The 17,894-nt window shown below is 62.2% G+C and carries 17 protein-coding genes; 7 read left to right on the top strand and 10 right to left on the bottom strand.

Translation table 11 applies throughout. From position 1 onward, the window contains the following. Positions 1-2: 2 nt before the first annotated feature. The 3 genes from urtC to urtA form a co-directional block, all read right to left on the bottom strand. Positions 3-1,226 (bottom strand): urea ABC transporter permease subunit UrtC, encoded by a 1,224-nt coding sequence (gene urtC, locus AC0NID_RS21170; protein ID WP_473456882.1) that lies wholly within the window; start codon positions 1,224-1,226, stop codon positions 3-5. Beyond that, the gene (urtB, locus tag AC0NID_RS21165) at positions 1,223-2,839 is read right to left on the bottom strand and encodes an urea ABC transporter permease subunit UrtB (RefSeq protein ID WP_473456881.1); all 1,617 of its coding nucleotides are present in this window, start codon (positions 2,837-2,839) and stop codon (positions 1,223-1,225) included. The genes urtC and urtB overlap by 4 nt, the downstream gene beginning before the upstream one ends. A gap of 126 nt (positions 2,840-2,965) precedes the next feature. Next, positions 2,966-4,276, bottom strand: coding sequence for an urea ABC transporter substrate-binding protein (gene urtA / locus AC0NID_RS21160; RefSeq protein ID WP_473456880.1), 1,311 nt, complete (start codon positions 4,274-4,276; stop codon positions 2,966-2,968). Positions 4,277-4,584: 308 nt separating this feature from the next. On the opposite strand from urtA, the gene AC0NID_RS21155 reads away from it, so the two are divergent. Next, positions 4,585-4,980, top strand: coding sequence for a hypothetical protein (locus AC0NID_RS21155; protein ID WP_473456879.1), 396 nt, complete (start codon positions 4,585-4,587; stop codon positions 4,978-4,980). Positions 4,981-5,049: 69 nt separating this feature from the next. Here the strand turns inward: AC0NID_RS21155 and AC0NID_RS21150 are convergent, their stop codons facing one another. From AC0NID_RS21150 to AC0NID_RS21140, 3 genes are all read right to left on the bottom strand, one after another. Beyond that, positions 5,050-6,621, bottom strand: a complete 1,572-nt coding sequence (locus AC0NID_RS21150) for a GMC family oxidoreductase (protein WP_473456878.1) — start codon at positions 6,619-6,621, stop codon at positions 5,050-5,052. 46 nt (positions 6,622-6,667) lie between these two features. Beyond that, complete coding sequence (locus tag AC0NID_RS21145) at positions 6,668-7,213, bottom strand: gluconate 2-dehydrogenase subunit 3 family protein (protein ID WP_473456877.1); 546 nt, start codon at positions 7,211-7,213, stop codon at positions 6,668-6,670. Between the two features lie 77 nt (positions 7,214-7,290). After that, entirely contained in the window at positions 7,291-7,686 is a 396-nt protein-coding gene (locus AC0NID_RS21140) for a VOC family protein (RefSeq protein WP_473456876.1), read from the bottom strand. Between the two features lie 273 nt (positions 7,687-7,959). On the opposite strand from AC0NID_RS21140, the gene AC0NID_RS21135 reads away from it, so the two are divergent. Further along, positions 7,960-8,265 carry a ribbon-helix-helix domain-containing protein gene (locus AC0NID_RS21135; protein ID WP_473456875.1) on the top strand — a complete coding sequence of 102 codons (306 nt, stop codon included), beginning with the start codon at positions 7,960-7,962 and terminating at the stop codon, positions 8,263-8,265. Here the strand turns inward: AC0NID_RS21135 and AC0NID_RS21130 are convergent. Then, positions 8,262-8,972, bottom strand: a complete 711-nt coding sequence (locus AC0NID_RS21130) for a purine-nucleoside phosphorylase (protein ID WP_473456874.1) — start codon at positions 8,970-8,972, stop codon at positions 8,262-8,264. The genes AC0NID_RS21135 and AC0NID_RS21130 overlap by 4 nt on opposite strands. Before the next feature lie 85 nt (positions 8,973-9,057). Next, complete coding sequence (cckA, locus tag AC0NID_RS21125; protein WP_473456872.1) at positions 9,058-11,628, bottom strand: cell cycle histidine kinase CckA; 2,571 nt, start codon at positions 11,626-11,628, stop codon at positions 9,058-9,060. 373 nt (positions 11,629-12,001) lie between these two features. Between cckA and AC0NID_RS21120 the strand changes: the two genes are divergently transcribed. Beyond that, positions 12,002-12,742, top strand: a complete 741-nt coding sequence (locus tag AC0NID_RS21120) for a hypothetical protein (RefSeq protein ID WP_473456870.1) — start codon at positions 12,002-12,004, stop codon at positions 12,740-12,742. A 96-nt stretch (positions 12,743-12,838) separates the two neighbouring features. Here the strand turns inward: AC0NID_RS21120 and dksA are convergent, their stop codons facing one another. Further along, positions 12,839-13,255: an RNA polymerase-binding protein DksA gene (gene dksA / locus AC0NID_RS21115; RefSeq protein WP_023717816.1), complete on the bottom strand. Its 417-nt coding sequence runs from the start codon at positions 13,253-13,255 to the stop codon at positions 12,839-12,841. 264 nt (positions 13,256-13,519) lie between these two features. On the opposite strand from dksA, the gene AC0NID_RS21110 reads away from it, so the two are divergent. From AC0NID_RS21110 to AC0NID_RS21095, 4 genes are all read left to right on the top strand, one after another. Then, a complete protein-coding gene (locus AC0NID_RS21110; RefSeq protein WP_473456869.1) occupies positions 13,520-14,023 on the top strand; it encodes a SixA phosphatase family protein in 504 nt (167 codons plus the stop codon). Positions 14,024-14,202: 179 nt separating this feature from the next. Then, positions 14,203-15,681 (top strand): YcjX family GTP-binding protein, encoded by a 1,479-nt coding sequence (locus tag AC0NID_RS21105; RefSeq protein ID WP_473456868.1) that lies wholly within the window; start codon positions 14,203-14,205, stop codon positions 15,679-15,681. Beyond that, positions 15,678-16,760: a YcjF family protein gene (locus tag AC0NID_RS21100; protein WP_473456867.1), complete on the top strand. Its 1,083-nt coding sequence runs from the start codon at positions 15,678-15,680 to the stop codon at positions 16,758-16,760. Before AC0NID_RS21105 ends, AC0NID_RS21100 begins: the two co-directional genes overlap by 4 nt. A 191-nt stretch (positions 16,761-16,951) precedes the next feature. Then, the gene (locus tag AC0NID_RS21095; RefSeq protein WP_473456866.1) at positions 16,952-17,506 is read left to right on the top strand and encodes a hypothetical protein; all 555 of its coding nucleotides are present in this window, start codon (positions 16,952-16,954) and stop codon (positions 17,504-17,506) included. 104 nt (positions 17,507-17,610) lie between these two features. Here the strand turns inward: AC0NID_RS21095 and AC0NID_RS21090 are convergent, their stop codons facing one another. After that, entirely contained in the window at positions 17,611-17,877 is a 267-nt protein-coding gene (locus AC0NID_RS21090) for a hypothetical protein (protein ID WP_473456865.1), read from the bottom strand. Positions 17,878-17,894 lie beyond the last annotated feature (17 nt).

Below are 17,894 nucleotides of genomic sequence, written 5' to 3'. Positions count from 1 at the left end.
GCTCACTCCGCCGGCTGCGGTTCGGGGCCGGACGCGGACCGGTCGACGGACGTTCTCGCCGCGCTGCGAACGATCTTCGGCGGCGGCACGTCAGGATCGGTGCCGGCCTCCTCGGCGATCGCCCGCAGCGCCCTGGCATTGCCACGCCATGAATCCCACATGCCGACAACGCCCTTGGGCAGGAAGAGCGTGACGGCGACAAACAGTCCGCCCAGCGCAAACAGCCAGAATTCGGGCAGCACGCCGGTGAACCAGGATTTGCCGGCATTGACCAGAAGCGCGCCGATGATCGGCCCGACGATGGTTCCGCGTCCGCCGACAGCCGCCCACACCACGACCTCGATCGAATTGGACGGTTCGAACTCACCCGGATTGATAATGCCGACCTGCGGCACGTACAGCGCGCCGGCGATGCCGGCCATGACCGCAGATACGGTGAAGGCGAACAGCTTCACGTTCTCCGCCCGCCAACCAAGAAAGCGCGTGCGGCTCTCGGCGTCGCGCACCGCCATCAGCAGCTTGCCGTATTTGGAGCCGACGATTGCCCAGGTTACGAAAACGGCAAGCGCCAGCGTGACGGCGCTGGCCGCGAACAATGCCGAGCGCGTCGCGTCGGCCTGCACGTTGAAGCCCAGAATATCCTTGAAATCGGTCAGGCCGTTATTGCCGCCGAAACCCATGTCGTTGCGGAAAAAGGCGAGCAGCAGCGCGTAGGTCATCGCCTGGGTGATGATCGAGAGGTAGACGCCGGTGACGCGGCTGCGAAAGGCGAACCAGCCGAAGACGAAGGCGAGCAGGCCGGGCACCGCGAGCACCATGATCGCGGCAAACCAGAAATGGTCGAAACCGTACCAGAACCACGGCAATTCCTTGTAGTTCAGGAACACCATGAAGTCCGGCAGCAGCGGATTGCCGTAGACGCCGCGCGAACCGATCTGGCGCATCAGATACATGCCCATCGCATAGCCACCGAGCGCGAAGAAGGCGCCGTGGCCGAGCGAAAGGATACCGCAATAGCCCCAGACGAGATCGAGCGCCAAGGCGAGCAGCGCATAGCAGAGATACTTGCCGGTGAGCGCGACGACATAGGACGGCACGTAGAAGGCGCTTGTCGGCGAGACCGCAAGATTGAGCAGCGGCACGATGATGGCGACCGCCAAAAGGATGAAGATCGTGATGGCGATGCGGCGGTCGGCGCCGGCGGCGAAGAAGCGTCCAGTGATCATGCTTCAACCGCCCTGCCCTTTAGCGCGAACAGGCCGCGCGGGCGTTTCTGGATGAACAGGATGATGAGAACCAGCACGACGATCTTGCCGAGGACCGCCCCGGCATAAGGTTCCAGGAACTTGTTGACGATGCCGAGCGAGAAGGCGCCGACAAGCGTCCCCCAGAGGTTGCCGACGCCGCCGAAGACGACGACCATGAAGCTGTCGATGATGTAGCCGCGGCCGAGATTGGGCGACACGTTGTCGATCTGGCTGAGCGCGACACCGGCGATGCCGGCAATGCCGGACCCCAATGCAAAGGTCAGCGCGTCAACCCACGGTGTCCTGATGCCCATCGAGGCGGCCATGCGCCGGTTGGCGGTGACCGCGCGCATCTGCAGGCCCCAGGGCGTACGCTTCATCACATAGAGCAGTACCGCGAACACGCAGAGCGAGAAGACCAGGATCCACAGGCGGTTCCAGGTCACGGCGAGCTGACCGATATCGAACGAACCGGACATCCACGACGGATTGCCGACCTCCTGGTTCGTTGGCCCGAAGATGGTGCGCACCGTCTGCTGCAGGATCAGCGAGACGCCCCATGTCGCCAGCAGCGTCTCCAGCGGCCGGCCGTAAAGGAAACGGATGACGCCGCGCTCGATGACAAGGCCAACAAACGCCGCAACAAGGAAGGCGAGCGGCAGCGCGATGACCAGCGACCAGTCGAACAGGCCGGGAAAGGAACTGCGGATCACCTCCTGCACGACAAAGGTGGTGTAGGCGCCAAGCATGACCATTTCGCCATGCGCCATGTTGATGACGCCCATGACGCCGAAGGTGATGGCGAGGCCAATCGCCGCGAGCAGCAGCACCGACCCGAGCGAAATGCCGTACCAGATGTTCTGGCCCGCATCCCACAGCGCCAGCGTCGAATTGATCCTGGCCATCGCCGCCGTCGCCGCGTCCTTGACCACGCCTTCGGAATTGGCCTCGATGGAGGTCAGCAGGGACAGTGCGTCGCGGTCGCCGCGCGCGCCGATCAGGGCAATCGCCGCCAGTTTGTCGGCCTCCGGCCTGTCGGAAACGAGAACCGACGCGGCGCGGGCCTGTTCGAGCAGCGCCTTGACGCTTGCCACGGCCTCGCTGGCGATTGCGGCCTCGAGCGGCTCGATGTTTGTGGCATCGGGTGTCTTGAACATGGTGGCGGCGGCGGCAATGCGCGCGGCCGGATCTTTCGCGCCGAGCGTGAGCGTGCCCAGCGCGTCGCGGATGGCGCGGCGCAGCGTGTTGTTGACCTTGACCTTGGTGATGTCGCCCTTGGCCGCGTCGCCGGACTTTTCACCGCTCAGCGGGTCGAGCAGCTCAATGCCGCCACCGCCATCCTTGCCGACGAAAACCAGCGAATCGGCTTTGCGGACGTAAAGACGCCCTTCCGCAAGCGCGGCAAGCGGGGGTTCGACGGCGCGGTCGCCGGTAGCCGCGAGCTCGTGCACGACGGCTTCGATGGCAGAAAAATTCGAGGCAGTGGCAAATTTGGCGATGATGGCGCGCAGGTCGGCTTCGGCGGCGTTCGACGGCAGCAGCATCCCCAGGAGGAGCAGCAGCGTCAGGCCAATCGCGCGGATGAAGATCATCGGTTTCTGGCGACTCTTGAAGGATTGAAATTCGCGTCCGGGCGGACTGGAGGAGAGAAGGAGTCCGCCCGGACGCTTCGCGGTCTGGGTCGTGGAGAATTCCGCGACCGGTCAGACCCGGGAGGATCAGTTGGTCCCCTTGCCGCCACACTTGCCGGTGGCGACATTGAAGTTGCCGCAGGACAGGGGCGCGCGCCAATCGGAGATCAGGTCCTTCGAATCAGCCAGATAGTCGGACCACTCGTCGCCCATCACCAGGCCCGGCGTCTGCGAGACGGTCTCGAACTGGCCGTCGGCCTGGATCTCGCCGATCAGCACCGGCTTGGTGATGTGGTGGTTCGGCATCATGGTCGAATAACCGCCGGTCAGGTTCGGCACCGAGACGCCGATCACGGCGTCGATGACCTTGTCAGGATCCGTGGTGCCGGCCTTCTCGACCGCCTTCACCCACATGTTGAAGCCGACATAGTGGGCTTCCATCGGGTCGTTGGTGGTGCGCTTGTCGTTCTTGATGAACTTGTGCCAGTCGGCGATGAACTTCTCGTTCTCGGGCGTATCGACGCTCTGGAAATAGTTCCAGGCGGCAAGGTGGCCGACCAGCGGGGCGGTGTCGAGGCCGGCAAGCTCTTCCTCGCCGACCGAGAAGGCCATGACCGGAATATCCTCGGCCTTGACGCCCTGGTTGCCGAGCTCCTTGTAGAACGGCACGTTGGCGTCGCCATTGACCGTCGAGACGACGGCGGTCTTCTTGCCGGCCGAGCCGAACTTCTTGATCGCCGAGACTTCGGTCTGCCAGTCGGAGAAGCCGAACGGCGTGTAGTTGACCATGATGTCTTCGGCGGCGACGCCCTTGGCCTTCAGATAGGCCTCGAGAATCTTGTTGGTGGTGCGCGGGTAGACGTAGTCGGTGCCTTCAAGGACCCAGCGTTTCACCGAACCGCCATCCTCGCTCATCAGATAGTCGACGGCGGGAATAGCCTGCTGATTCGGCGCCGCACCGGTGTAGAACACGTTGCGCTCGCTCTCCTCGCCCTCATACTGGACGGGATAGAACAGGATGTTGTCGAGCTCGCTGAAGACCGGCAGCACCGACTTGCGCGACACCGAAGTCCAGCAACCGAACACCGCCGCAACCTTGTCCTTGGAGATCAGTTCGCGCGCCTTTTCGGCGAACAGCGGCCAGTTGGACGCCGGGTCGACGACGACAGCTTCGAGTTTCTTACCGAGCAGTCCGCCCTTTGCATTCTGCTCTTCGATCAGCATCAGCATGGCGTCCTTCAGCGTCGTCTCCGAAATCGCCATGGTCCCCGACAGCGAGTGGAGAATACCCACCTTGATCGTGTCGTCGGCCGCCTTGGCCGGGACGGACATCGACAGACCGGCCGCGACCACGCCTGCCGAAACCATCTTTGTTATTGTCGAGAAATTACCCCTCATATTGCACACTCCCAAGCTGGTTGATCGCATCGCAAGAGACCATGCAACGGCTGTGCCAACCGCGGGAGCAAGGGTAAGCGCACTGAGATTTCCTAGCCCTATCAGCCGGTTAATATATTAGCCGCCGAATATGCACGGCGCCCGGGAAGGTCTGATTGAGAAATAGATTGCGCATGCCTGCCTAGATTTTGCACATATATCGTTCAGTGCCTAAATTTTAATCCTCGGCACCTCGAATAATGGCCAACCACAAATGTTGCAGCGTTGCAGGAAAATGGGGCAAGGTCGCCTCTCAAGCGAGCGACGCCATGGCCTTCAGGATTCCTTGTATTTTCAGCATCTTGCTTTCGGTGGCGGTCGCCGGAGGCGCACGCGCCGACTTCGCCGACGGCAAATTGCCGGACGGGACCTATCACTGCGAGGTCTATCTGCTTGGCATGTTTCTCAGGCTTGGCGACATCACCATTAGGGGAAATGTCTATAGCGGCCCGGTGACCTTCGGAACCGCCCAGCAGGGCTACAACTATCAGATGGATGCGAATGGCGAGATCACCTGGTTGGGCCCTTTGGGCGGCTATACGACCGGCGGCAACTCGATCTCGCTCACGCAAGCCACCCTGGACGGTCAAACCAGCCCCTCCTTCGACATCATCATGAAGCAGCCTGACGGCGCCTTCACCGCCTCGACCTGCACGAAACGTTGAGACGCCGAAAAAAGCCGGCGCGGAACCTTTGGCAAGCTCCGCGCCGGCAGGCAGTCGGGAGGGCTAATGCTAAAGGCTCTTCGCCGACATCTGCTCGGCGATGTAGTCGGCCTGACGGATCGCCAGCGACACGATCGTCAATGTCGGATTTTCGGCGCCCCCCGTGGTGAATTGGCTGCCGTCCGACACGAACAGGTTCTTGATGTCGTGCGTCTGGCCATGCTTGTTGACGACGCCGTCGGCCGCCTTTTCGCTCATCCGGTTGGTGCCGAGATTGTGGGTGGATGGATAGGGTGGCGTCGGGAAGGTGCGGGTCGCCCCGACCGCCGCGTAGAGCGCCGAACCCTGCTTGTAGGCGTGGTCACGCATCGCCGTGTCGTTGGCATGGTCGTCGAAATGCACGTCCGCCACCGGCATACCGTGCTCGTCCTTCATATCGGCATGAAGCGTGACGCGGTTTTCCTCGCGCGGCATGTCTTCGCCGACGATCCACATGCCGGCCATATGGTCGTAGTGATCGAGCGCCGTGGTGAAGGAACGTCCCCAACCGCCGGGATTGAGGAAGGCGGCCATGAACGGCAGACCGAGCGAGAGTGTCTCGAGTTCGTAGCCGCCGACGAAGCCGCGTGAAGGATCGTTGCGTGCTTCGTCGCGGATGATCCCCGCCATGGTGGTGCCGCGATACATATGCACCGGCTTGTCGAAGACGCCGTAGACCGAGCCCGTGGTGTGGCGCATATAGTTCTTGCCCACCTGCCCCGACGAATTGGCAAGACCGTCGGGGAATTGGTTCGATGCCGAGTTGAGCAGTAGCCGCGGGCTCTCGATCGAGTTTCCGGCGACGGCGACGATGCGGGCCTTCTGTTCCTGCAGCTTGCCGTCCTTGTCGGCATAGACGACGCCGGTCACCTTGCCCGACTCATCATGGTTGATCTTGATCGCCATGGCGTTGGACCTGACCTCGAGATGGCCGGTCGCCTCGCCCTTGGGGATTTCGGTATACAGCGTCGACCATTTGGCGCCCCATTTGCAGCCCTGGAAGCAGAAGCCGGTCTGCTGGCAGGCATTGCGGTCGTCGCGCGGCTCGGAATTGATCGCCATCCGGCCGGTGTGGCACTCCTTGTAACCGAGCTTGTCGGCGCCGGCCTTCATCACCTTGAAGTTGTTGTTGCCGGGAAGGCCCGGGATGTTGTTGGTGAGCGTCACGCCCAGCTTGTCTTCGGCCCTTGCATAGTAGGGCTCAAGGTCGGCAAGCGTGATCGGCCAGTCGAGCAGGTTCGCGCCTTCCAGTTTTCCGTAGGTCGAAAGCGTTTTGAATTCGTGCTCCTGGAAACGCAGCGAAGCGCCCGCCCAGTGCGTGGTCGAACCGCCGACAGCCTTGACGATCCACGCCGGGAGGTTGGGGAAATCCTTCGCCACCCGCCAGTCACCCGAGGTCGTGCGCTTGTCCGTCCAGGCGAGCTGGGCAAACGAATCCCACTCGTCGTTGATGAAATCCTCGTATTCGTGACGCCCGCCCGCCTCCAGGATGACGACATCGATGCCCTTCTGGGCAAGTTCGTTGCCGAGCGTGCCGCCGCCGGCGCCCGAGCCGATGATGACGACCACGCCATCGTTCTTGAGATCAAATCCTGCTGCCATGGTTTCCTCCCATGATGTCTGTTGTACGCGGTTGGTGTGACGGGGCTCAGAGCCACTCGATGTCGTCGAACCCGCGCGCCATGTAGCCGCCCTTGGAATAGGACTCGCCCTCGTAGCCGAACATCGGCCAGACCTCTTTCTGGTTGTATAGGCCGACGACAAGCCCGCCGCGGACTGCCTGGAAGAACGGCGTGTTCTCGATCTGTCTCAGCACGGCAACGCGCTGCTCCTCCCAGCCGAGACCGGTGTAGCCGTCTTTGCCCGACTTCAAGTCGAGATCGGCGATGCCGTTTTCGACGAGGACCTTGTGGGCAGGGTCCTTGCCGGCCTGCTCGTCATGCGCCTTGACGGCGATTGCGTAATATTTGTCAGGCACTTGGTCGTGCGGATAGATGTCGCGCGCCATCTGGATCAGGGTCGCCATGGTTTCGGGCTTGAGCGTGGATGTTTCGAGACCCCAGGCATGCTCCGGGCTGATGACGGCGGTGCCCGAAATGACCAGCAACGCGCCGACACCGCCGCGCTTCAGAAGTTCGCGCCGCGATAGCCCGGCCTTTCTCTCCCCGGCCTTTCTCTCATAAATGGTGACCATTTGTTCCTCCCTTGCTTGCTATGCACCCGAAGGTGCCGTGGCTGGCGCCGCGCTGGCCGGCACGGCCGTAATGTCCCCTATTTGAACCGGCCCTGGCGCTGCAGAACCTCGATCTTGTAGCCGTCGGGATCCTCGATGAAGAAGAAGCGCGCGAGCAGTGCTCCGTCGCGGTTGAACTCGACGATCTTCTTCGGGTTCAGGCCAAGCGCGCCCAGCCGGTCGTGTTCGCTGTCCAGATCGGCTACCGAAACCGCGAGGTGGCCGTAACCGTCGCCGAGCGCATAAGGCTCCTGCCGGCCCTTGTTGACGGTGAGCTCGACTTCGAACTCCGCGTCGGCATTGCTCAAATAGACGAGTGTGAAGGTTTCGAAATCGAGCCGTTCGGCGACGTCCAGCCCAAAGGCTTTCCGGTAGAAGTCGACGGACCGGACCTCGTCCAGAACCCGGACCATGGTGTGGATCGCCTTTGCCAAATGACACTCCGTTGCAGCAGCGCTTATGCGCGTCGGCGTGATTATGCGCGGGTCGCGGCAAAGGTGGTGGCAGCCGATTACCACGCGCCAATCCGACAATAGGATAAGAGACCGCCTAAGGACGAAAGTCCGATTGCTGTTTTCCGCTTTCCGGCCGAAGATAATTGGACACGATGGGCATTGCTCAAAGGCGCGAATCGCTGCTGTTTTGCGCCCAAAATCAACAAGAACGGCCAAGACCAACAAGAACGGCCAGGAGAACGGGAGGAAACGATGTGCAGGGTTTTTGCCGGGCAGGATCCGGAGGGCTATCGACAAATCAACCGATCGATCCGCATCGACGGGCACTCGACCAGCATCCAGCTCGAGGCGACGTTCTGGGCCTTGCTCGACGAGATCGCCGACAGCCAGGGTTTGACGACGCCGAAATTCATCTCGAAGCTCTATGACGAGGCCATCGAGATCAATGGCCAGATTCCGAACTTCGCGTCGATGTTGCGCACGACCTGTGCCCTCTACCTGCGCGGCCATCGGCCGGGCATCGAAGAACGCGCGGCCCAGAAGCGGCAGGCAGCTTAACTTTCGCTCGCGACATCGAGCGCGAGCCGGGTCATGTCGGTGAAAAGCGCCTGGCGTTCCGAATAGTCGGTCTGCTCGCCGGTCACAACATTGTCGACGACGGTCAGGATCGACAGCGCGCGGGCGCCGAAATGCGCCGCGATGCGATAGAGCGCGCTGGTCTCCATATCGACGGCGAGCGCTCCATGGGCCTGCGCATCGGCAAAGCGGTTACGTCCCTCAGGATGATAGAATATATCGCTGCAGGCGGTCAGCCCGGCCTCATGTTCAACGCCTAGCTCGGCAGCCTTGGCCAACGCTCGGGCAAAGAGCCCCGGATCTGGGCCGGCGTCAGCGCCATAGAGCCCGAAGACCTGGCCGCTCTCTGCACTTTCGCCCCGCACCGACTGCGAAATCACCAGGCTGCGCAGATTGGCCGCAGCAGTCAGGCCACCACAGGTACCCGTGCGGATCAGCGTCCTGACGCCATGGAAGTCCAACAATTCATGCGCGTAGATCAGGAATGACGAGACGCCGATGCCGGTGGACTGGATGCTGACGGGCTTGCCGCGAAACAGGCCGGTAAAGCCAAGGGCCTCCCTGCGACGGTTGACGCAACGCGGCGCCTCCAGAAAGGTTTCTGCCATCCATTCGGCACGCTGCGGATCGCCCGGCAACAGCACTGTTGCGGCGTAATCTCCCTTGCCTGCCTCGTTGTGCGGCGTCACGGCATGCTCCCCAAAACCCGCCGCCTGTTTCGCCCATAATCATGCCAGTCTCACGTCATTACGCAAGCGCGAGAATTAGCAAATCCTAAGATTCGAGCACATCCTTGACGATTGTGGCCAGTTGCTTGAGCGAGAACGGCTTCGGCAGGAACCCGAAATGCGCGTCCGCTGGCAGGTTCTTGGCGAACGCATCCTCCGCGTAACCGGAAACGAAGACAAATTTGATGTCCGGCTGCCGCTTGCGCAATTCGCCAAGCAGCGTCGGCCCGTCCATTTCAGGCATCACCACGTCGGAAACGACGATGTCGACCTTGCCGCCGAGCGCTTCGAAGACTTCCAGAGCCTCGACGCCCGAGGACGCTTCGTGGACAGTGTAACCACGCGATGTAAGCGCCCGCATGCCACCCATGCGCACGGCATCCTCGTCCTCGACGAGCAGCACCGTCGCCGAGCCCGACAAATCCTTGGCCGTGTCGGCGATCTTTGCCGGTGCAGCCGGCGCCTCGCCGGGCTCGCCTGCCGGTCTCGCCTCTGCAATGTATCGCGGCAGGAAGATGCGAAACACGGATCCCTTGCCGACTTCGGAATCGCAGAAGATGAAGCCGCCCGTCTGCTTGATGATGCCATAGACCATGGACAGGCCGAGGCCGGTGCCCTTGCCGACCTCCTTGGTGGTGAAAAAGGGTTCGAAAATCTTCTTGAGCACTTCGGGGGCTATGCCGCTGCCGGTGTCCTCGATTTCGACCACCACATAGTCGGCCGGCGCAAGTTCGCGGTAGGAAAGGCTCTTGCTCTCCTCCGCGGTCACATTACGGGTGCGCACGGTGAGCTCGCCGCCGGTCGGCATCGCATCGCGCGCATTGACCGCCAGATTGACCACCACCTGCTCGAACTGCCCGATGTCGACCTTCACCGGCCACAGGTCGCGGCCATGATCGACCTTCAGCTTGATGTCGTTGCCGACCAGGCGGGCCAGCAGCATCCGGAGATCGGCAAGCACGTCGGTCAGGTTGAGCACTTCCGGCCGCAGCGTCTGCTTGCGCGAGAAGGCCAGAAGCTGCCGCACCAGCGAGGCCGCCCGGTTGGCGTTCTGCTTGATGTTCATGATGTCCGGGAAGGACGGGTCGGACGGGCGATGGTTGGTCAACAAAAGGTCCGAGGCCATGATGATGGCGGTCAGCACATTGTTGAAGTCGTGCGCTATGCCGCCGGCGAGCTGGCCGACCGCCTGCATCTTCTGGCTTTGCGCCATTTGGCCCTCGAGCGCCTTCTGCTCGGTGGTCTCGACGGCGTAGACAATGGCCGATTCCTCGGCGCCCTCGCCGGTGCCGTCGGCGACCGCGTTGACATAGAAGCGCATGTGCCGTTCCTCGTTGCCGGGAAGCAGCGTGTCGATCGGTTCGATGTCGGCCTGCCGTTGTCGCGCTTTCTCGAACGCCACGGCAAAGGCGGGCCGATCGCGCTCATGGATCACCGTGTCCAACCTGACGCGCCGGTCGACCGCGTCCCCGTCGACGACGGAGGAAAACAGCGACAGGAAAGGTGCGTTGGTGCGCAAGATGCGTCCGCTGCTGTCTACGGCTGCTATTGCCATCGGGGTCGAATTGAAGAAACGGGTGAAGCGGATCTCCGATGCGCGGAGATCGGCGGAAGCGTCCTCGCCTTGCGTCCGGTTGAGCACGATGGTGCGCGTGGGACCGTTGATGCCCTCACGGCTGGCCGAAACCCGATGCATGAAACGCACGGGCAGCGCCTCGCCCTTCACTGTCGTCAGGTCGAGATCGATGACAGCATTGCGCGTGGTGCCGGGATCGGCCTTGACCGAGCGGACCAGCGCCATGCCGTCGCCGGCGACGATCTCCGGAAGGGTAACGGCGCCAGGCGTGAAGCTCGTCAGGTCGATGCCCAGCCACTCCGCAAGCGTGGCGTTGATGTAGGTGACGCGGCCTTCCTGGTCGGCTGAAAAGAAGCCGGCCGGTGCATGGTCGAGGTGATCGATGGCTTTTTGCAGATCGAGAAAGAACCGCTCCTGCTCGGCTCGCTCTTCCGAGACGTCGGCGAGTTGCCAGGCGAGCAAGGGCTGCCGCTGGCCTGGAACGCTGAAGGCGCGGGCGCGGGTACGATACCAGCGCGCGCCCGGCTCGGCGCCGGGTCGAATGGATTGCGCAAGCCGAAACTCCCCGTCGCCGGGCTGGCCGTCGCGCAGGCCGGAGGCGAGCCGGTAAATGGTCACCGAGGCCTCGGGAACATCGGACAGCAACCCTTCGACCGTCTTGAGATCCGCGGCGGACGCCGCGCCCGTCATGTCGGCATAGGCACGATTGGCGTAGACGACACGATTTTTCGTGTCGGTGACGAGAAGACCCTGTGACATTGAATCGACGAAGGCTTTCGACAGTTCGTCACTCGTCGAGCGCGGTGTGATCTGCACGAAGCCGATGGCGGTGGCGAACAGGAAGCCGACGCCGATCATGGCAAGCACGCCGAGCATTCCAAGCAGGAATGGATCGCCAAGACGTTCGCGGAAAAGGCCGAAGACGACCGCGGCGCCCGTCAGGACGACGATGAAGACGATGAGCCGCGTGACCGCACCCGGTCGCGTGCTCTGGTCGACGATCGGTACCGGATAGAAATCGCCGCGCGCTTCCTTGGCCATGTGCCCCCTGCTCGTGAATTCCGGTACTTGCCCCTCCCCGGTTGAATCATATTCTCAGGGCCCGGAAAAGGCCTTGGCAGCAAATGTCCGCTAAAAATGACGCCGTTCGGCGCCCGGTGTGGTGAATACGAAAATCGCATCAACTTGGTGCAGCGCGCAGCGAATTTCGGATTCATGACACCAGCAGCTTGCCGAAAAATCCAGTGTGGTGGATTTGAAGCTCCGGAACGCTGAGCCCTACGATTCGCAGGAACTTCAAATCTCCACCACATTGGTGTTCAAGCTGTTCGCGAAGCGCGAAAGGCAACTTGCGGTGGCCTGCCGCAACAGTCTAGTGTCGCGTCTTCTTCGAAAGCCGATTTTGGGGGCACCAATGCTGCAGTGGCTGGATAGCGTGGCGGGTCCTGGTTATGCCGCGGGGATCCTGTGGGCGTTAGTCGCGCTGGTCCTTCTGGTCGTCGTTCTCCTCATCATCAAGCTGATCCGCAGTCTGACCTTCGGAACATTCGTTGCCGGCGGCAGAAACCGCAAGACGCGGCTGGCCGTCATGGACGCCACCGCTGTCGACAGTCACCGCCGGTTGGTGCTGGTGCGCCGTGACGATATCGAGCACCTGCTGCTGATCGGCGGCCCGACCGACGTCGTCGTCGAACGCGACATCAGGCTGTCGGCGCTGCGCCGTCCTGCACTGACCGGAGATAGCGGCGGCCATCAGCCGGCGCCCCGGCCGCGCGCACCTCAACCCGCCCCTGCGCCGGTTAGGCAAGCACCGCCTCCGCAGCCGGCAAGCGCCGCCTCAACGCCCGTCCGCCCCCTTCAGACGGCGCCAGCGCCGAAGCCGGCAGCGCAAAGCCGCCAGTCGGCGACCATCACGCCGATCCCCACCTACGGATCGGCGAATGCCAATGCCGTCCGACACGCCCCATCGCCGGCAACGCCGGATTTCCCGGCAACGCAGGATTCCCTTGACGACACGTTGATGAAGGAGCTCGAGGTTTCGTTCGACGAGCCGCCCCACAGCGGGCCGTTGAGCAAGCCAGCGGCAAAGGCGCCGCCGTCTCTCGATGACGAGATGACCAAGCTTCTCGGCGAGTTGTCCAGCCAGAAAAGATAATCGGCCGGCGAACCGTCAACAAAATCGAACAGAAAAATGGCCGCAAACCGGCCATGATAAAATTCCTAGGCTGTATTTTTGACGCTTCGCGCGTGCTCAGTCGTCGCGGTAGACCTTCTCGCGGCGCTCGTGGCGCTCCTGCGCCTCGATCGACAAGGTCGCGATTGGACGCGCATCGAGCCGCTTCAGCGCGATGGGCTCGCCGGTTTCCTCACAATAGCCGTAAGTGCCTTCATCGAGGCGCTGCAGCGCGGAATCGATCTTTGAAATGAGTTTTCGCTGGCGATCGCGGGCGCGAAGTTCGATGGCGCGGTCGGTTTCCGAAGAGGCGCGGTCGGCGAGATCGGGATGGTTGGCGTTTTCTTGCTGAAGGATTTCGAGAGTTTCGCGCGCTTCGCGCAATATGTCGTTCTTCCAGGTGACGAGCTTCAAGCGAAAGTAGGATTTCTGCCGCTCGTTCATGAACGGCTCGTCTTCGGAGGGTACGTAATCGGCGGTAACGATGTCGTTCATTCGACTCACCCAAACAGCCCCAAATTTGGCGCCTATATATTCGCGGACCGAATGCTGCACAAGCGTAATCGGTGACAGTTTCACGCAATTGTTAATGTCGGGCCGAAGGATAGTGTCAACGTCTTTTGCGCGAAGGGCTTAGTCGAATTCGTGTATGATTCGTGGAGCTTGAAGAGTGCCGGCCATTGTGCACAAGGCCTTTCTCGTGGCTAATCCTGCGTCGCCTTTTGACGCGTTTCGGTGTTTGGCACAAGCGAGGGGCCGGTGAGCAAGCTTTATCTGCTGAGGCATGCGAAGGCTGGATGGGCCCTGCCGGGCATGCGCGATTTCGATCGTCCGCTCGACGCATCCGGCGTAGCCGACGCCGAAACGATCGGCGCGGCCATGCGGGCCCGCGACTACGTTCCCGACCTCACCCTTTGCTCCAACGCAAAACGGGCGCGGCAAACGCTGGAAGGTCTGGCCGGCCACGCCGATACAGGCCGGGTCCTGTTCCTCGACATGCTCTACAGCGAGGATGCCGCCCGCTATCTCAACCTCATCCGCGGCAATGGCGGGTCAGGCTCGCTGCTCGTCATCGGCCACAACCCGATGACGGAAGATCTCGCCATTGCGCTTTCGGGCGACGGCGACGAGACTGCCAGGGGAATGCTGAACTACGGTTTCCCGGCCTCAGGTCTTGCGGTCGTCCGGTTTCCCGGCAGTCTTGCCGATGCCGCGCAAGGCACCGGCTATCTCGAAGCCTTCCTGACGCCTGCCGATCTCTGATCGTCCGCCGATCTCTGGCGCCATTTCCAATCCAAAACCACATTAGAATCAATGGCCTGGTCGGTTGGCGAATCCGAAATTCACCCACTGCGCTGTTCCAGGGTACTGCGCATTTCGGATTCGCCACACTAGGCGGCAGCGTCTATATCGGAGCATACCGAAGCCCCGAGAGAATTGATTTGGCATCATCGCTGACCACTTTCACCGACGAGGCGAAGATTGCCCTGGATACCCTGTCGGGGCGCGCTACAGGGCTTTTCTCGCCGTCGCTGCGGCTGGGTGTTACCGGCCTTTCCCGCGCTGGCAAGACGGTGTTCATATCGGCCTTCGTCCACAATCTGATCCATGGCGGACGTTTGCCGCTGTTCGAGGCGCAAAAATCGGGACGCATCGCCCGCGCCTTCCTCGAAGAGCAGCCGGACGACGCCGTACCGCGATTTCAGTACGAAGATCACGTCGCGGCCCTCGTCGACGACCGCCTCTGGCCGGATTCGACACGTGCCATTTCCGAACTGAGGCTCACCATCGAATATGAATCGGCCTCCGGCTGGAGCCGTATGTTTTCATCAGGCAGATTATCGGTCGACATCGTCGACTATCCCGGCGAATGGCTGCTCGACCTGCCGCTGCTCGGCAAGTCCTATACCGACTTCTCACGCGAAGCCTTCGAGATGGCCGTGCTGCCGGTGCGGGTCGACCTTTCTCAGGAATGGCGCGCATTCTCCGACGCGGTCGACCCGAATGCGGACGCAGACGAGATGACGGCGCGCCGCCTCGCCGAGAGTTTCGCCGCCTATCTCAAGGCATGCAAGCTTGATGAGCGGGCACTTTCGACCTTGCCACCCGGCCGTTTCCTCATGCCCGGCGATCTTGAGGGCTCACCAGCACTGACCTTCGCGCCCTTGCCTGGCCTGGGTGAGCAGCGGGCGCGTTCCGGGTCGCTGCAGGCGATGATGGAGCGGCGCTACGAGGCCTACAAGACCCATGTCGTAAAACCGTTCTTCCGCGAACACATCACGCGCCTCGACCGTCAGATCGTGCTGATCGACGCTCTGCAGGCCTTGAACGCAGGCCCCGGCGCGATGGCCGATCTCGAACGGGCGGTGACCGAAATCCTTGCCTGTTTCCGCCCCGGCCGCGGCAACTTCCTGACGGACTTTTTTTCAAGGCGCATCGACCGCATATTGGTGGCGGCGACGAAGGCGGACCATCTGCACCACGAAAGCCACGACCGGTTGCAGGCGATCGTGCGGCGGCTTGCCGACCGCGCCGTGGCGCGGGCGAATTTCACCGGCGCCGATGTCGACGTGGTCGCCCTGGCGGCTGTGCGCGCGACCCGGGAAGGCACGGTCAAGCAGGGCCGTGAAACTCTGCCGGTCATCATCGGCACACCGTTGAAAGGCGAAAGGATCAACGGCGAAACCTTCGATGGAAATACCGAAACGGCCATATTTCCCGGCGATTTACCGGAGAGAATTGATGCAGTGTTCGACGCTTCCGGGCCGGACCATCGCCAAGGCAATGAAGATCCGGCGATCCGCTTCGTGCGCTTTCGCCCGCCAAAACTCGAACGCACCGCTGAAGGCGTCACGCTGTCGCTGCCGCATATCAGGCTCGACCGCGCCCTGCAGTTCCTGATCGGAGATCATCTGGCATGACCGCGCCCCGCAAGCCGGCAGCATTTCGCATCGAGCCGGAAGTCCCGCCAAAGGAACAGGCAGCCGGGCCCGACGCCCTGTCGGCGCGAAAGCCACGCGCGGTGAAGACGGATGTCTCGGTCGTCGTGCCCGACGAGATCGACGTCTTCGACGAGCCCGACATCGTCGCCGCCGAACCGCCGCCAGCGACCGCGCCGCGGAAGCGTTCGATATCAGGCAGTCTGTTTTTCGGCGCCTTGGGCGTTCTGGTTTCGCTGGCAATTGGCCTTTGGACCGACCAGTTGATTCGCGATCTGTTCGCGCGCTCCGAATGGCTGGGCTGGCTGGCCGCCGGGATGGCCGTGATCGCGGTACTGGCGCTACTGGTAATCCTTGTCCGCGAGTTCCTGGCGATCACCCGCCTCGCCGAGGTCGAAAAGCTGCAGAAACGGGCACTTGACGCCATCGCCCGCGACGACCCGAAGGCCGCCCGCGCCGTAGTCGACGAACTCTCCGCCTTTGTCGCGACCAAGCCCGAGACCGCGGCGGGCAGACGCTCGCTGGCTGAATTGCGCGACGAGATCATCGACGGCGGCAATCTGGTGCGCCTGGCCGAGACCGAAATCCTCGGGCCGCTCGATGCCCGCGCCAAAGTGATGATCCTCGAAGCGGCAAAGCGTGTGTCGCTGGTGACGGCGGTCAGCCCTCGCGCTCTGGTCGACGTCGCCTATGTCGTGTTCGAAGCGGGCCGGCTGATTCGCCGCCTGTCGGAACTTTATGGCGGCCGGCCGGGCACGCTGGGATTCTTTCGGCTGGCGCGCAGCGTCCTCGCCCATCTGGCGGTGACCGGCTCGATCGCCGTCGGCGACAGCTTCGTTCAGCAGATCGTCGGCCATGGCCTTGCCGCAAGGCTCTCGGCGAAGCTTGGCGAAGGCGTCGTCAACGGCATGATGACGGCGCGCATCGGCATTGCCGCGATGGAGACCGCAAGGCCCCTGCCCTTCAGCGCCGCGAGACGGCCCGGCATGGGTGATTTCCTGTCCGCGCTGACATCGTTCGCAACGAAAAAGCAGAAGGAAACATCCGCTTCCGATACATGACAATCGCCTGGGACGCGCGCGTTCTGGTGGACGCGGAAGGGACGATGCGGCACTCTGATTTTGCGCGTGATCCCAGCGCAAATCGATTCCGATTTTCCGGGGTCACGCGCTAGCAGTGACGAAGCATTAACCAATCTTGTTCATGGTTCGGACGTGTTCAAAACCAGTCTCTTTGTTGCCGGGTGTCGTCGATGAAAAGCGTGATCTTGTCTAGCGTCCTGCCCATGGCGGTCGTGGTCTCAACAACTGCCGGCCTGGTCGAAAAGACCTTTGCGGCGGAACGGGACAAGAAGTTTTTTCAATCGGTGGAAGGCAAATGGGTCGGCCCGGGGGAAATCGTTGCGGGAAAATACAAGGGCACGAAATTCACCTGCAATTTCACCGGTTCGACGCCTCAAGGCAAGATCGGCATGTCGCTCGACGGTGGTTGCCGGGTCGGCATGTTCACCCAGCAGATGTCGGCGACGATCCAGCACAAGGGCCGCGAGGGCTACAGGGGCAGCTTCATGGGAGGCGCCGCCGGTTCCGGTCTCGACATCGTCGGCGGTAACGTGGTCGATGCCAACAAGGTCGTCTTCACCATCAACCGCAACCAGTTGCGCGGCGTCATGCAGGCTCTTGTCCCCAACGACAATTCGATGACGGTGACGGTTGCGGTGCGCGTCGACCAGCAATTGGTGCCGGTCATCGGCATGAAGCTGAAGCGGGTCGATACGCTCCAAGTCGGCTCCATCGCGCCGAACTGAGCGACCATTTGCGCGTCCAAGCGGGTGTGCGGAGTTCAAAAAAGCGGCAGCCGCGGCCGCGCTTGTTGCGAGCCTCAAGTCTTTTGCAAGCCTCAAGCCGGTGATCAGCTCTTGATAGCCGCGGTCAGCTCGTCATAGGCCTTGCAGGCCTCGTCGGCCGTCGCGGTGCCCTGATATTTGGTTGTGACCGCCTGGACCTTGGCGGTGAGATCCGCTGCCTTGGCCGGATCCTTTGTAACCACCTCCTGAGGGGCTGCAGTCATGTCCTGAGCCTTCTTGGCCAGCATTTCGGTCGTGCATTCCGGCGCCTTCGAACAGGCCGAACCGGCAAGTGCCGCGATGCCGACGGCAACAAGCAAGAACGTCTTCATGTCAGTCGTCTCCCTCA

The organism is Mesorhizobium sp. WSM4821, from assembly GCF_055901555.1.
Note: the sequence above shows the minus strand (reverse complement) of the source record. Positions and strands in the feature narration are given on the sequence as shown.

Excerpts from the sequence above, each read along its gene's own strand:
- urtC (WP_473456882.1), bottom strand. The coding sequence starts at position 1,226 with ATGATCACTGGACGCTTCTTCGCCGCCGGCGCCGACCGCCGCATCGCC.
- urtB (WP_473456881.1), bottom strand. The coding sequence starts at position 2,839 with ATGATCTTCATCCGCGCGATTGGCCTGACGCTGCTGCTCCTCCTGGGG.
- urtA (WP_473456880.1), bottom strand. The coding sequence starts at position 4,276 with ATGAGGGGTAATTTCTCGACAATAACAAAGATGGTTTCGGCAGGCGTG.
- AC0NID_RS21155 (WP_473456879.1), top strand. The coding sequence starts at position 4,585 with ATGGCCTTCAGGATTCCTTGTATTTTCAGCATCTTGCTTTCGGTGGCG.
- AC0NID_RS21150 (WP_473456878.1), bottom strand. The coding sequence starts at position 6,621 with ATGGCAGCAGGATTTGATCTCAAGAACGATGGCGTGGTCGTCATCATC.
- AC0NID_RS21145 (WP_473456877.1), bottom strand. The coding sequence starts at position 7,213 with ATGGTCACCATTTATGAGAGAAAGGCCGGGGAGAGAAAGGCCGGGCTA.
- AC0NID_RS21135 (WP_473456875.1), top strand. The coding sequence starts at position 7,960 with ATGTGCAGGGTTTTTGCCGGGCAGGATCCGGAGGGCTATCGACAAATC.
- cckA (WP_473456872.1), bottom strand. The coding sequence starts at position 11,628 with ATGGCCAAGGAAGCGCGCGGCGATTTCTATCCGGTACCGATCGTCGAC.
- AC0NID_RS21120 (WP_473456870.1), top strand. The coding sequence starts at position 12,002 with ATGCTGCAGTGGCTGGATAGCGTGGCGGGTCCTGGTTATGCCGCGGGG.
- dksA (WP_023717816.1), bottom strand. The coding sequence starts at position 13,255 with ATGAACGACATCGTTACCGCCGATTACGTACCCTCCGAAGACGAGCCG.
- AC0NID_RS21100 (WP_473456867.1), top strand. The coding sequence starts at position 15,678 with ATGACCGCGCCCCGCAAGCCGGCAGCATTTCGCATCGAGCCGGAAGTC.
- AC0NID_RS21095 (WP_473456866.1), top strand. The coding sequence starts at position 16,952 with ATGAAAAGCGTGATCTTGTCTAGCGTCCTGCCCATGGCGGTCGTGGTC.
- AC0NID_RS21090 (WP_473456865.1), bottom strand. The coding sequence starts at position 17,877 with ATGAAGACGTTCTTGCTTGTTGCCGTCGGCATCGCGGCACTTGCCGGT.